9 protein-coding genes are annotated in these 13,286 nt (G+C 67.9%); 6 read left to right on the top strand and 3 right to left on the bottom strand.

The window, feature by feature from the left end; all coding sequences use genetic code 11:
- The first annotated feature begins 2 nt into the window (after nt 1-2).
- The 6 genes from E1H18_RS22805 (at nt 3) to E1H18_RS22780 (ending at nt 8,397) form a co-directional block, all read left to right on the top strand.
- Nucleotides 3-1,724, top strand: coding sequence for a DUF1800 family protein (locus E1H18_RS22805; RefSeq protein WP_172273238.1), 1,722 nt, complete (start codon nt 3-5; stop codon nt 1,722-1,724).
- An 8-nt stretch (nt 1,725-1,732) separates the two neighbouring features.
- On the top strand, nt 1,733-3,094 hold the full coding sequence (locus E1H18_RS22800) for a DUF1501 domain-containing protein (RefSeq protein ID WP_172273235.1): 1,362 nt from the start codon (nt 1,733-1,735) through the stop codon (nt 3,092-3,094).
- A 173-nt stretch (nt 3,095-3,267) separates the two neighbouring features.
- Nucleotides 3,268-4,212 carry a 5-dehydro-4-deoxyglucarate dehydratase gene (gene kdgD, locus E1H18_RS22795; RefSeq protein WP_172273232.1) on the top strand — a complete coding sequence of 315 codons (945 nt, stop codon included), beginning with the start codon at nt 3,268-3,270 and terminating at the stop codon, nt 4,210-4,212.
- A complete protein-coding gene (locus E1H18_RS22790; protein ID WP_172273229.1) occupies nt 4,196-5,770 on the top strand; it encodes an aldehyde dehydrogenase family protein in 1,575 nt (524 codons plus the stop codon). The genes kdgD and E1H18_RS22790 overlap by 17 nt, the downstream gene beginning before the upstream one ends.
- On the top strand, nt 5,767-6,774 hold the full coding sequence (locus E1H18_RS22785) for a LysR substrate-binding domain-containing protein (protein WP_241736158.1): 1,008 nt from the start codon (nt 5,767-5,769) through the stop codon (nt 6,772-6,774). Before E1H18_RS22790 ends, E1H18_RS22785 begins: the two co-directional genes overlap by 4 nt.
- Before the next feature lie 57 nt (nt 6,775-6,831).
- The gene (locus tag E1H18_RS22780) at nt 6,832-8,397 is read left to right on the top strand and encodes a carboxylesterase/lipase family protein (protein WP_172273226.1); all 1,566 of its coding nucleotides are present in this window, start codon (nt 6,832-6,834) and stop codon (nt 8,395-8,397) included.
- On the opposite strand, the gene E1H18_RS22775 is transcribed toward E1H18_RS22780, so the two are convergent.
- The 3 genes from E1H18_RS22775 to E1H18_RS22765 are packed head-to-tail and all read right to left on the bottom strand — an operon-like array spanning nt 8,394 to nt 13,085.
- Complete coding sequence (locus E1H18_RS22775; RefSeq protein ID WP_172273223.1) at nt 8,394-9,902, bottom strand: nitrous oxide reductase family maturation protein NosD; 1,509 nt, start codon at nt 9,900-9,902, stop codon at nt 8,394-8,396. The two genes, E1H18_RS22780 and E1H18_RS22775, sit on opposite strands and share 4 nt — an antisense overlap.
- A 16-nt stretch (nt 9,903-9,918) precedes the next feature.
- Complete coding sequence (locus tag E1H18_RS22770) at nt 9,919-11,766, bottom strand: hypothetical protein (RefSeq protein ID WP_172273220.1); 1,848 nt, start codon at nt 11,764-11,766, stop codon at nt 9,919-9,921.
- Nucleotides 11,767-11,768: 2 nt separating this feature from the next.
- A complete protein-coding gene (locus E1H18_RS22765; protein ID WP_172273217.1) occupies nt 11,769-13,085 on the bottom strand; it encodes an MFS transporter in 1,317 nt (438 codons plus the stop codon).
- Nucleotides 13,086-13,286 lie beyond the last annotated feature (201 nt).

Here is a 13,286-nt window from a genome sequence, read left to right as displayed (position 1 = left end):
TCATGCGTAAACAGGACTTTGGCTCGGCCGCCGCGCTGAGCTTGTCACTCTTCCTCTCCGCCTGCGGCGGCGGGGGCTCGGACGGCGGCGGCTCCGCCAGCGCTCCGGCTGCCCCCGGCGGCGCGAGCATCCCTCTGCCCGACAACATCGGCGTGGCGCCCAGCGGCGACATCCTGCCCGACGAGGCCGCGCGCCTGGCCAAGCAGGCCAGTTTCGGCCCTACCCCGGAGCTGATCGCCGCCATCGTCGCCAAGAAGTCGGCGGCCGCCTGGCTGGATGACCAGCTCACCCTGTCGAGCAGCACCTATGCCGATATCGCCACCAAGCCGGTGCCCAGCAATTTCTGCTCGGCCCAGTTCCCGGCCGGCGCGGAGCTGAACACCTGCAACCGCGACAACTTCTCGGCCACGCCGATGCAGCTGCGGTTCTATTCGAACGCCATCGGCCAGAACGATCAGGTGCGCCAGCGCGTCGCCTTCGCCCTGTCTCAGATCGTGGTCGCCTCGGCGGTCGAGGTCGGCAACACCGCCGGCCTCGCGACCTTCGACCAGATCCTGCTGGGCAACGCCTTCGGCAATTACCGCGACATCCTCCAGGCCGTCACCCTGAACCCGTATATGGGCGACTACCTGGACATGGCCGACAGCAACAAGACCCAGCCGAACGAGAACTATGCTCGCGAGCTGATGCAACTGTTCGCGATCGGCACCGTCCTGCTGAACCCGGATGGCACGCCGCAGACCGACGCCACGGGTGCGACGATCGCCGCCTACAGCAACACCGACGTCAAGGAGGTGGCTCGCGCGCTGACGGGGTGGACCTGGGCCCGCCTGAACGGCGCGCCGCTCAGCGACTACACCAATCGCGACTGGACCAAGCCGATGGTGATCAACGCCGCGCGCTTCGACACCGGCTCCAAGACCTTCCTGGGCAAGACCATCGCGGCCGGCGCAACCCAGCAGGCCAATGTCGACACGGTGGTCGACACGATGTTCAACCACCCCAACATCGCTCCCTATATCTGCAAGCGTCTGATCCAGCAGCTGACCGTCGCCAACCCGACGCCGGCCTATGTCGGACGCGTGGCGGCCGTGTTCGCCAATAACGGCGCCGGCGTGCGCGGCGACATGAAGGCCGTGGTCCGGGCGATCTATCTGGACAGCGAAGCCCGCGTCGTCTCGCAACTGCCGGGCAAGGTGAAGGAGCCGGTGCTGCTGGCCACCTCCCTGGCCCGCGCCATCGGATACGCGACCGACGGCTACGCCTTCACCACCCGCGACGCCGGCATGGGCCAGGCCCCGTTCCGCGCGCCGTCGGTGTTCAACTATTACCCGTATGACTTCCCGCTGGCCCAGGGCGATGGCCTAGTCAGCCCGGTCAGCAAGCTGATGACCACCTCGACGGTCATGGCCCGTCACAACTTCCTCTACGACTGGACGGTCGGCGGCGACAGCACGCGAGGCGAGTTCAAGCCGACCCTCGGGCCAACGGGCACGGTCCCCAACTGGGCCTCTTGGGAAGCCAACGGGACTGACGACGCCAAGACCATCGACCGGATCAACCTGGTGATGCTGAACGGCACGATGACCGCTGCTCAGCGTCAGTCGATCGTCACGGCCATGGCCGCCATCAAGAACACCGACCCCGCCCTGCAGGCCCGACGTCGTGCGCAGGTGGCGCTCTACATCGTCGCCTCCTCCCCCCTCTTCCAAGTCGATCGGTAAGCGTACCCATGACCGTCTCTCGTCGTGAAATGATGCAGCTGATGGCCGGCGGCTCGGCCGCTGCGGCCCTCGGCCAGCTGGGCTTGTCCAGCGCCCTGGCCGCCGACAGCGGCAACTACCGCGCCATGGTCGGCGTGTTCCTGTTCGGCGGCAACGACGCCTGGAACATGGTCGTGCCCAATGACAGCCGCTTTACGGACTACGCCAAGCAGCGCGGCACGGTGGCCCTGCAGCAGTCCAGCCTGATGCCCCTGACCGGCACCGCGTTTGCCCTGCACGGCGCCTTCGCGCCCCTGAAGGCCGCCTGGGACGAAGGCGCGCTGAGCGCGGTGCTGAACACCGGCACCCTGTTCGCGCCGCTGACCAAGGCGCTCTACACCAGCCGTCCCGACTTGCGCCCGCTGAACCTGATGTCCCACGAGGACCAGCAGAACCAGTGGCAGGGCATGCGCACGCGCGCGGTCAACAACAACGGCTTCATGGGCCGGATCAACGACCGCGCGCCGGCCGCCGACCTGCCGCCGCTGATCTCGATCGCCGGCTCCAACCTCTGCCTGATCGGCGACCGCACCGCGCCGCTGATCCTTCCGTCCAGCGGATCGATCGTGCGCAACGGCTACAACGCCGCCTCGACCGACGCGGCCGTGAAGGCCCGCCAGGCGGCGCTGAGCGTCTTCGCCGACGCCTCGTCCTACGGCGCGATCACCGACCTGACCGGCAAGGGCATGAGCACCGCCTACGCCCAGGCCGTGCAGGCCAATACGGTGATCACCTCGACCACTTCGGCGGTCGACAAGTTCTTCGTCCACCCGACCACCGGCGCGGTCCTGACCTCGGACATCTCCCGTCAGTTGCTGCGCGCGGCCCGGATGATCGAGGCCCGCAACACCCTGGGTCATGCCAAGCAGACCTTCTTCGTCAGCCAGGGCGGCTATGACACCCATACCGGACAGCTGGCGAGCCACAACAATCTCTATGGCGACCTGGCCAACGCTCTGGCCGCTTTCTACAACGCCATGAAGGCCCTGGGCCTGCAGGACAACGTCACCGCCTTCACGATGTCGGACTTCGGCCGGGTGTTCAAAGGCAACGCCAGCAACGGCACCGACCACGCCTGGGGCTCGAACCACCTGGTGCTGGGCGGGGCGCTGGCCAACGGCAAGGTCCACGGCCGCTATCCGGACATGACCTTCGGCGGCGCGGAGGACACCTCCAACGACGGCCGCTGGATCCCTTCGATCGCAACCGAAGAATACGTCGGGGCCATCGCCCGCTGGTACGGCGTCAGCGCAGCGGACATGCCCTACATCTTCCCCAACTGGGCCAACTGGAACGGCGGCGGGCGCGGGCCGGTGCCTCTGTTCGGCTAGACCTCAAGACAACGGGCGGGCCCACAAGGTCCGCCCGTTCTGCATCAAGCCAATTTCTGTATTGGTCGATAGCGCCTTTGGCTTAGACCCTGACCGACCCGCTCTCTACCGTGACGATCAAGAAGCGGCCTCCCGGAACGACCCGAGACGAGGCCGCCGCTCGGAGGATCATCATGAGCCGAATGACGCCGACGGAAATGGCCCGCCACCTCGGCGGCGGCCTGCTGTCCTTCCCAGTCACCCACTTCGACGCCCAGCACCAGTTCCTGGAAGCGCCCTATCGCGAGCACTGCGCGTGGATGCTGCAGCATGAGCTGACCGGCCTGTTCGCCGCCGGCGGCACCGGCGAGTTCTTCTCGCTGCGCCCGGAAGAAGTCGGCCAGGTGGTTCGCGCCGCCGTCGCCGAAGCCGCCGGCAAGACCCCGGTCATCGCCGGCGTCGGCTACGGCACGGCCATCGCCACGGATCTGGCGCGCGACGCCGAAGCCGCCGGCGCCGATGGCATCCTGCTGCTGCCGCCCTACCTGACCAACGCCACCCAGGAAGGCCTTGCCGCCCACATCGAGGCGGTCTGCCGCTCCACCAAGCTGGGCGTCATCGTCTACAACCGCGACAATGCGATCATTAACGAGGACACCCTCGAGAAGATCTGCGAGCGCAATCCCAACCTCGTCGGCTTCAAGGACGGCGTCGGCGACCTGGAACTGATGATGCGCGTCTATGCCCGCATGGGCGACCGCCTGACCTATATCGGCGGTCTGCCGACGGCCGAAACCTTCGCCCTGCCCTATCTGGAAATGGGCGTGACGACCTACTCGTCGGCGATCTTCAACTTCATGCCCGAATGGGCGCTGTCGTTCTACAAGTCGGTCCGCGCCCGCGATCGTGACGCGGTGATGACCGGCCTGCGCGACTTCGTGCTGCCGTACATCTCGCTGCGCAACAAGGGCAAGGGCTACGCCGTCTCGATCGTCAAGGCCGGCATGAAGGCCATCGGCCGCGACGCCGGCCCGGTCCGCCTGCCGCTGACCGACCTGACGCCGGACGAACTGAACGTCCTGAAGGGCCTGATCGCCCGCGCCCAGAACAGCGACGCGCCTCGTGCCGCTAACGGGTGATCTCCTGATCGCCGGTGTCGCCCGCAAAGGTGACGCCGGCGTCGTCCATGCCTTCGACGCATCGACCGGCGAACGCATGGATCCGCCCTTCGGGGGCGCAACGCCCGCCGATCTCGACGAGGCCTGCGCCGCCGCCCACGCGGCCTTCCAGCCCTATCGCGCCCTGCCCTATGCCGAGCGCGCCGCGTTCCTGGAGGCGATCGCCGCCCAGATCGAGGCGATCGGCGACGAGTTGATCGTGCGCGCCATGGCCGAGACCGGCCTGCCGCGTCCTCGCCTGGAAGGCGAGCGCGGCCGCACCTGCGGTCAACTGCGGCTATTCGCCGGCGTGCTGCGCGACGGCGGCTTCCTGGAGACGCGCGTCGACCCGGCCCTGCCCGATCGCCAGCCGCTGCCCCGTCCGGACCTGCGCCTGCGCAACGTGCCGCTGGGTCCCGTGGCCGTGTTCGGGGCCTCTAACTTCCCGCTGGCCTTCTCCGTGGCTGGCGGCGACACTGCCTCGGCCCTGGCGGCCGGTTGCCCGGTGATCGTCAAGGCCCACTCGGCCCACCCCGGCACCTCGGAACTGATCGGCCGCGCCGTCCAGGCGGCGGTCGCGGAACGCGGCCTGCCGGCTGGCGTCTTCGCCATGCTGCATGGCGGTGGCCGCACGATCGGCCAAGGCCTGGTCGCCGACCACCGGATCAAGGCGGTCGGCTTCACCGGCTCGCGCGCCGGCGGCCTGGCGCTCGTCCAGACCGCCCAGGCCCGCAAGGTCCCGATCCCGGTCTATGCCGAGATGGCCAGCATCAATCCGGTCATCCTGCTGCCCGCCGCCCTGGCGGAACGCGCCGAGGCGATCGCGACCGGCTTCGTCGGCGCCCTGACCCTGGGCGCAGGCCAGTTCTGCACCAATCCCGGCCTGATCCTGGCGATCGACGGTCCCGACCTCGACACGTTCCTGCAAGCGGCGGCCGCCGCTGTCGGCGGCGCGCCGGCCCAGGTCATGCTGACCTCGGGCATCCGCTCGGCGTTCGAGGAAGGCGTCGCGCGCGTCGCTTCCGGGCGCGGCGTCTCCCTGCTGGCCAGCGGCGAAACCGTCGGCGGCAAGGCCTCCCCGGCCCTGTTCAGCGTCTCCGGCGCCGACTTCCGCGCCCAGCACGAGCTGGCCGAGGAAGTGTTCGGGGCCGCCAGCCTGGTGGTGCGCTGCGCCGACCTGGCCGAACTGCAGGCCATCCTCACCGAGCTCGAAGGTCAGCTGACCGTCGCCGTCCATCTGGCCGACGCCGACCAGCCCGCCTTCGCCCAGCTTCTGCCGGAACTGGAACTGCTGGCCGGCCGCGTGCTGGTCAACGGCTTCGGCACAGGCGTCGAGGTGGCTCACGCCATGGTCCACGGGGGTCCGTTCCCGTCGACCAGCGACGGCCGCGCGACCTCGGTCGGCAGCCTGGCGATCGCGCGCTTCCTGCGTCCCGTCAGCTATCAGAACCTGCCCGACGCCGTCCTGCCGGACGAGCTGAAAGCGGCCAATCCGCTGGGCCTGACGCGCCGCGTAGACGGGGTGCTGAAGGCGGAATGAACGCCTTCTCGCCTCTTCCCGGCAAGAAGACGTTGGCCATCGGACCGAACGAGCGTCTAGCTTCACGCCTGCAGGGTGTTGTCGATGGGCGCTTTCCGATGTTCGAACTGAGCCAGCTGCGCTGTTTCGTGGCCACGGCCGAAGAACTCCACTTCGGCCGTGCCGCCCAGCGGCTGAACATGACCCAGCCGCCGCTGAGCCGTCAGGTGCAGCTGCTGGAGCGGATCCTGGGGGTCACCCTGCTGGACCGCACCAGCCGCTCGGTGCGGCTGACGCCGGCCGGCCGCGCCTTCCTGCTGGAAGCGCGCCGGATCCTGCGCCTGGCCGAGAGCGCGGCCCTGGCCACCCGCCGCATCGCCAGCGGCGAGGCCGGCCAGATCGCCATCGGCTTCACCGCGGCGTCCGGCTACAACTTCCTGCCGCAGCTGGTGATCCTGTCCAAGGCGCGGTTGCCCAACGCCGACCTGACGCTGCGAGAGATGGTCACCCGCGAGCAGGTCGAGGCGCTGCTGACCGGCCGCATCGACATCGGTCTGGTCCGCCCGCCGATGGAGCGGGTCGAGTTCGCCACCGCCCGCGTACTGTCCGAGCCCCTGGTCGCGGCCCTGCCGACCGGTGATCCGCGCTTGGCCAAGGCCTCGCTGACCCTGGCCGACTTCGACGGCGCGCCGCTGATCATGTATTCGCCCGAGGGCGCGGGCTATTTCTACAACATGCTGACGACGCTGTTCGACGCCAACGGCGTGGCCCCGAACTACATCCAGCACGTCACCCAGATCCACTCGATGCTGGCCCTGGTCCATGCGGGCCTGGGCGCGGCGATCGTGCCCGAAGCCGCCATGAGCCTGCACTTCGACGACGTGCAGTTCCGCCCCGTGGCGACCACGCCTGACCGCCCGGTCGAGCTCTATATGGCCTGGCGCAAGGACAACGAGAGCCCGATCCTGCAGGCCTTCATCGACCTATGCCTGGCCGAGGCCTCGCCGGCGGAGACGGTGCGCTAGAACGCCCCTCTCCCTCGGCGGGCCGACGCCCAACAAAAAGACCTTGGGAGAGACTTCATGATCCTGGATCGTCGCGCCGTGCTGGCCGGAACCGCCGCCCTGGCCACCGCCCCCCGCGTCAACGCCGCCGGCCGCGCCGCCCCCGTGGCGACCACCACGGCCGGCCGGGTTCGCGGCGCCGAGGTCGAGGGGATCAAGATCTTCAAGGGCGTGCGCTACGGCGCCGACACCGGCCCCCGCCGCTTCCAAGCCCCGCAGGCCGCCCAGCCCTGGAAAGGGATCGCCGACGCCTTGGCCTATGGCGCGGCCAGCCCGCAGTTGAAGGCCGACGAGGCGACCAGCGAGGACTGCCTGTTCCTCAATGTCTGGACGCCTGGCCTGGTCGACGGGAAGAAGCGCCCGGTGATGTTCTATGTCCACGGCGGCGCCCACGCCAACGGCTCGGGCTCCAGCCCGCTGTACGACGGGACTTGGCTGGCCAAGACCTATGACGTCGTGGTGGTGACGGTGAACCATCGCCTCAACGCCTTCGGCTATGCGTTCCTGGCGCGGCTGGGCGGGCCGGAACTGGCCGACAGCGGCAATGTCGGCAATCTGGACCTGATCCTGGCCTTGCAGTGGGTGCGCGACAACATCGCCGCCTTCGGCGGAGACCCCGCCAACGTCATGACCTTCGGCCAGTCGGGCGGCGGCGCCAAGCTGGTGACCCTGATGGCCATGCCGCAGGCGGCGGGCCTCTACCACAAGGTCGCGACCATGAGCGGCCAGCACGTCACCGCCATGGGCCCCATCCACGCCACGATCCGCGCCCGCGCCTTCATGGACAAGCTGGGCCTCAAGCCCGACCAGACCGAGGCCCTGAAGACCCTGCCCGCCGCCCAACTGGTCGAGGCGCTGAGGATGCGCGATCCCCTCGAGCGCAAGGGCGGCATCGTGTTCTGGTCGGTGGTCGACCACAATGTGCTGAAGCGTCACCCGTTCTATCCGGACGCGCCGCGCGAGAGCGGTCACATCCCGATGATCATTGGCAACACCCACGATGAGACCAAGGCCTTCCTGGGCGGCAATCCGAAGAACTTCGCCCTGACCTGGGAAGAGCTGCCCGGCCAGATGGAGAACGAGCTGGTCCTGGACGTCGCGCCCGAGCACATCGTCGCGCGCTATCGCGAGCTCTATCCGAACTACAGCCCCTCGGACGTGTTCTTCGCCGCCACGACGGCCGGCCGCTCCTGGCCGGGTCACCTGATCCAGGCCGAGCGGCGCGCCCAGATCGATGCGCCGGCCTGGATGTACCAGCTGGACTTCGGCGCCCAGACCGATCCGAAGATGGGCGCCTATCACAGCTACGACATCGCCCTGGTGTTCGGCACGCTGGCGGCCAAGGGCTCGATGACCGGGACAGGTCCTGCAGCCCAGAAGGTGCGCGATCAGATGAGCGCGGCGTTCGCCAGTTTCGCGCGCACGGGCGACCCGAACTGCGCGGCGATCCCGGCCTGGGAGAAGTACACGCTGCCCAAGCGCGCGACGCTGGTGGTCAACGAGACCTCGGCGATGGTCGATGACCCCCGCAAGGAAGAGCGCGAGCTGTTCGCGGGCGCGCCCTTCATGAAGGAAGGGACCTAGCGTCCCAGCGCCACGGCCTTCGAAAACGCTGAGCTCGCGCCGGCCGCCGTGGTGGTCGTGGCGGTGATCATCGAGCCTTCGCCGACGGTGTCGACCTCGCCCGCGAACGCCGCGCGACCTTGGGCGTCAGCGACGGCCTTCACCGTGCCGAGATAGCGCTCGCCCGCGGTCTTGCCGGCGAACAGCTCGACGAACACCACCGTGCTCGCCGGCCCGGTCGCCTCGCCCTTCACCGCCACCTTGCCGCCGGCCAGGCGGGCCGAGGCCAGGCTGGGCGGCTGCAAGCCGAACTGCGGCGTGGCGTGGCAGTTGGCGGGATCGTTCGCGCCCGTGCAGGCCACGGCCGCGCCGGCCTTGTCGAACACCACGCCCATGCCGCGCGAGCCGATGAAGTGGGCGTGCTCCAGCCCCGGCGGGCCGACCACGATCGCGCCGCGCGCCATCTTCGGGTCGCACGAGCCGCCGGCCGAACAGTGGGTGAACGGCACGCCATTGCCGACGAAGGTGTTGCGGCTCATCCGGTTGGCGGCGACCTTGGCTTCGGGCCGCACGGCGATGCCGATGCCGTTGCCGCGCAGGTCGTTGCCCTCGATCATGTTGTCGGCGCCCGAGACGCTGATCCCGAAGCTGTTCTGGTTGAAACTGTTGGCGGCGATGTAGTTGCGCGCCCCCCAGTTCAGCTGCAGGCCATCCGAGTAGCGCAGGAAGCGGTTGCGCACGACGGTGTTGTCGTTGCCCCACAGGATCTCGATGCCCTGGGAGGGTTCCAGATTGTCGGTCCCGCCGTCGAAGGTGTTGTCGGCGATCAGGTTGAAGGCCGCGCCGCGCGTCAGCTCCAGGCCATCGCCATTCTCGAAGAAGGTGTTGCGGACGACCTTGTTGTCCAGCGTGGTGTGCGAGGTCGAGCCGCCCTTCCCGTCATCGCCGCTGAGCATCACCCCTGCCCCGCCGATGTTGCGGGTGATCAGGTTGTCGGCGATCACGGCGTTTGAGGTGCGCAGCACCAGCACGCCGATGCAGAAGCCGCGGATCTGCAGGCCCCGCAGCGTCACGCCCTTGGTGTCGACGAGAGCGAAGCCGGGGTTGCTGGCGGTGCGGACATTGGTGCCGTACTGGCCCTGGACCATGCCGGGGCAAGACTTCAGATCGCGTGGCAGGTAGCCCGAACCATCGACGACGTTGTGGCCGCCCGAGCGCGCGAAGGCTGCGCCCTCAATGGTCACCGGACCCTTGATAAGCGGCAGAGCCGACTTCAGGACGATGGCGGGCGCCGAGACCTCGATACGGTAGCGGCCCGGCTCGGCATTGCTGGTCGCGATGGCCCAGCGCAGCGAGCCTTGGGCCTCGTCATCGGCTTCGCGGTCGACCTTCACGACGGTGACCTCCTGACCGGTCGCCGCCGGCCCGCCGGCCGCCACGGCGGCGATCGGTTTGGGATCCTGGGCCATCGCCGGTCCGGCGATCAGGGCCGCGAGCAGCGCGAAACGCGAAACCGAACCGATCATCAGCCCCTCCAGAAAATCAGGCGCGGTCCCAGGGGAAGTTCAGGGTCGGCGCATTGACGTGACGCTTCATCTTCAAGGTCAGCCTGGCGCCGGCGCCCGGCGCTAGGCGGATCGTGAACGCCGAGGCGTCCACCGCCTTGGCGGGGCCCTCGCCGATCGCCGCGCTGAGGATCTGGTGCTCGGCATAGGCGCCGCCCTGCACCGTCACGGTGCGCGACGCGACTTGGCTGAGATTGACCAGGCTGACCACGGTCTCGTCGTCGGTCAGTTTCTCGACCAGAGCCCCGACATCCAACGGCACGCCGGCGCGGCGGCGCTCGGGATCGAAGTAGCGCAAGCGGGCATAGTGCAGCGCCCCGCCCTGCGGCGGCGAGCTGGGCGACCAGGCCGGGCGGGCGATGTTGATGCCGCCCTCCATCAGGTGGATCAGCGCCGTGACGTGAGCCGGGGTGATGTCCAGCGTGGCGTCGGCCAGGCGCGTGTCGGACGTCGTCTTGTCCTCACGCTGCAGCTGGGCGCGGGCGCGGACCTTTTCGATGTCGGCGCGCAGAGCCTTGGCCGGGAAGCCGTCGTTCTTGCCTTCCAGGAAGTCGACCCACGGATGGTCGGGCGCGCGCGCCCGGTCCGAGGCCTTCTGGGACATGTACCAGATCTCGAGATTGTTCAGCCGATACTCGCCGGGCGCATAGCCATACCAGCCCTTGGAGCCGTACATGCGCGGGGCCGAGACCTTGCCGTCGATCGTCTTCTTCTGACCGTTGATGACATCGTTCTGGCGGCGCCAGACGTCCAGGTATTTGTCGTCGCCCGTCAGCAGATAGGCGTTCAGGAAGCCGACCACGGCGCGCGGCGTGCGGTTGCGATCCTCGCGCTTGCCGGTGTGCGGCGCGATGGGGCTGAAGCCCCAGCCATAGGTCCCGCTCCACCACTGGCCCTTGGGGCCCCCGATCTTGCCGTCCAGTCCGACCTTGCTGGGAATGATGTCGCCATTGGCCTTGGCGCGATCAATCCAGGCGTCGACATAGCCCAGGATCCAGTCGCGGTACTTCGGCTCCTGGTCCAGCATGTAGGCGTTCATGACCAGGCTGGTGGACTGCAGGTTCAGCGGCGCGTCGCCCACCACGTCACCGTAGTCGGCATAATGGTCCAGGGTTTCCTGGTAGGAGCTCTCGCCGTGCTCCATGAAATAGTGGGTGACGTCGAAGGGATCGCCGGCCCAGTCCAGCGGCGTGGCCTTGCGCAGCATCGGGCCCTTGCTGCCGGTGATCATGCTGCGGATGATCTTCAGCTTGGGATCGTAGTTCGGCGTCGAGGGGTCCTCGCCGGTGTAGAAGCCCGAAAAGCGCTTCACGCGGTCGCGGTAGCGCACGTCATAGGGATCCGACAGACCCAGCAGATTGAACATCGACAACCCCTCGGACAGGTGCTGCCAGTCGCTCATGACCGGGAATTCCTTGAAGTACATGCCGTCGCGGGCGAACGGCACGTCCTTGGTCTTGGCCTCGGTATATTGCCTGACATTGCCCTCGAAGGCCTTCTTGGCCATCGTCACCAGGCGGTCGTCGCCGCCCAGAGCGTGCAGGGTCGGCCAGTCGTTGACGTTCTCGATGGCGTCGTCGGGACCGTCGTTGGCGCCCCAGCGGGCGAAGGCCAGCAGATAGCCCCGCTCGTCGAAATAGCGCTCGAAGAAGGCCGTGCAGGCTTCCTCGTTGGCCTTGAGCAGCTCGCGTTCCAGCAGCGCCCACTCGGGCGGCGCCATCGGCGTGCTGACGGTGAGGGTCGGGGCGGCCGCGGCAGCGGGACGGGCCAGGGCGGCGAAGACCAGCGCCGAGGCGCCGGCCAGGATCGAGCGTCGGGTCGTCATGCTCAAGCCGCCTTCAGTTCCAGACGCTGGATTTTCCCGACGATCAGGAAATAGGCCAGGATGCAGATCACGCAGTGGGCGCCGACGAAGATCAGGGCCCCGTCGAACGAGCCGGTCGCCTGGACGATGTAGCCGATGACGATCGGGGTGACGATGCCGGCCACGTTACCGAAGGTGTTGAAGATGCCGCCGGTGACGCCCGCCATTTCCTTGGGCGAGGTGTCGGACACCACGGCCCAGCCCAGCGATGCGACGCCCTTGCCGAAGAAGGCCGCGGCCATGATCACGATGACCAGCCATTCCTGCTCGACGTAGTTGCAGACGATGATGCTGGTGGCCAGGACCATCCCGAGCAGCAGCGGGGTCTTGCGAGCGATGTCCAGATTGCCGGTCTTCTTGAGCAGGGCGTCGGAGATCATGCCGCCCAGAAGGCCGCCGGCGAAGCCGCACAGAGCCGGCAAAGCCGCGGTGAAACCAGCCTGCAAGATCGACAGGCCGCGCTCCTTGACCAGATAGATCGGGAACCAGGTGACGAAGAAATAGGTCAGCACGTTGATGCAGTACTGGCCCAGATAGACGCCCAGCAGCATGCGGTTGGTCAGCACCTGCTTGACGTTGGCCCAGGTGAACGACGCGCCGTTGTTGGCCGAGGCCTCCTCCATGCGCACTAGGCCGCCGCCGTCTTCGATATACTTGACCTCGGCCTTGTTGACCCAGGGGTGCAGCAGCGGGCTGTGGATCAGCTTGACGAAGAACACGGCGGCCACGATGCCGACCACGCCCATCACCCAGAACACCGAGCGCCAGCCGAACTCGTGCACCAGCCAGCCCATCAGCGGAGCGAAGGCGACCAGCGAGAAGTACTGGGCCGAGTTGAAGATCGCCGAGGCGGTGCCACGCTCAGACCCCGGGAACCAGGCCGCCACGATGCGGGCGTTGGCGGGGAAGGACGGCGACTCCGCCAGGCCGACCGCAAAGCGCATGACGAACAGCACACTGGCGGCCATCAGGCCGGTGAAGAAGCCGGCAAAGCCCTGCAGGGCGGTAAAGCCCGACCAGATCACCAGGGCCAGCATGTAGATCTTCTTGGATCCGAACTTATCCAGCAGCGCGCCGCCGGGGATCTGGCCCAGGACATAAGCCCACGCGAAGGCCGACATGATGTAGCCCATGGCCACCGCGTCCAGCCCAAGCTCCTTGGACGCCGACTGACCGGCGATCGAGAAGGTCGCGCGGTCGGCGTAGTTGATCGTGGTGATGATGAAGAGCACCGCGATGATCAGCCAGCGGACCCGAGTCCGCTTGGTGGAGTCTGTCATTCGCGTCCCTTCCCTGATGGCGCCGATCTGACGTCGACGACTATTCAAGCGACGCTAGAGCCGCTGGCCTCGCAGGTCTAAGTCAATTCGCCTATCGACCGATCCACTTGCAACATGGATCAAGACGTCCCGTGTATCGAAGTGTGTCTGAAACACCCCATCCAACCGCGTAAATTGGCGATCGAGGAGCAAAATCGGAGC

Source organism: Caulobacter sp. RHG1 (assembly GCF_013181195.1).
In the GTDB taxonomy this organism is placed as follows: domain Bacteria; phylum Pseudomonadota; class Alphaproteobacteria; order Caulobacterales; family Caulobacteraceae; genus Caulobacter.
The sequence above is the reverse complement of the archived record's forward strand: the minus strand, read 5'-3'. Positions and strand labels throughout refer to the sequence as shown.

Coding starts and splice junctions, on each gene's coding strand:
- E1H18_RS22805 (WP_172273238.1), top strand. CDS start 3: ATGCGTAAACAGGACTTTGGCTCGGCCGCCGCGCTGAGCTTGTCACTC.
- E1H18_RS22770 (WP_172273220.1), bottom strand. CDS start 11,766: ATGACGACCCGACGCTCGATCCTGGCCGGCGCCTCGGCGCTGGTCTTC.
- E1H18_RS22780 (WP_172273226.1), top strand. CDS start 6,832: ATGATCCTGGATCGTCGCGCCGTGCTGGCCGGAACCGCCGCCCTGGCC.
- E1H18_RS22775 (WP_172273223.1), bottom strand. CDS start 9,902: ATGATCGGTTCGGTTTCGCGTTTCGCGCTGCTCGCGGCCCTGATCGCC.
- E1H18_RS22800 (WP_172273235.1), top strand. CDS start 1,733: ATGACCGTCTCTCGTCGTGAAATGATGCAGCTGATGGCCGGCGGCTCG.
- E1H18_RS22765 (WP_172273217.1), bottom strand. CDS start 13,085: ATGACAGACTCCACCAAGCGGACTCGGGTCCGCTGGCTGATCATCGCG.
- E1H18_RS22785 (WP_241736158.1), top strand. CDS start 5,767: ATGAACGCCTTCTCGCCTCTTCCCGGCAAGAAGACGTTGGCCATCGGA.
- kdgD (WP_172273232.1), top strand. CDS start 3,268: ATGAGCCGAATGACGCCGACGGAAATGGCCCGCCACCTCGGCGGCGGC.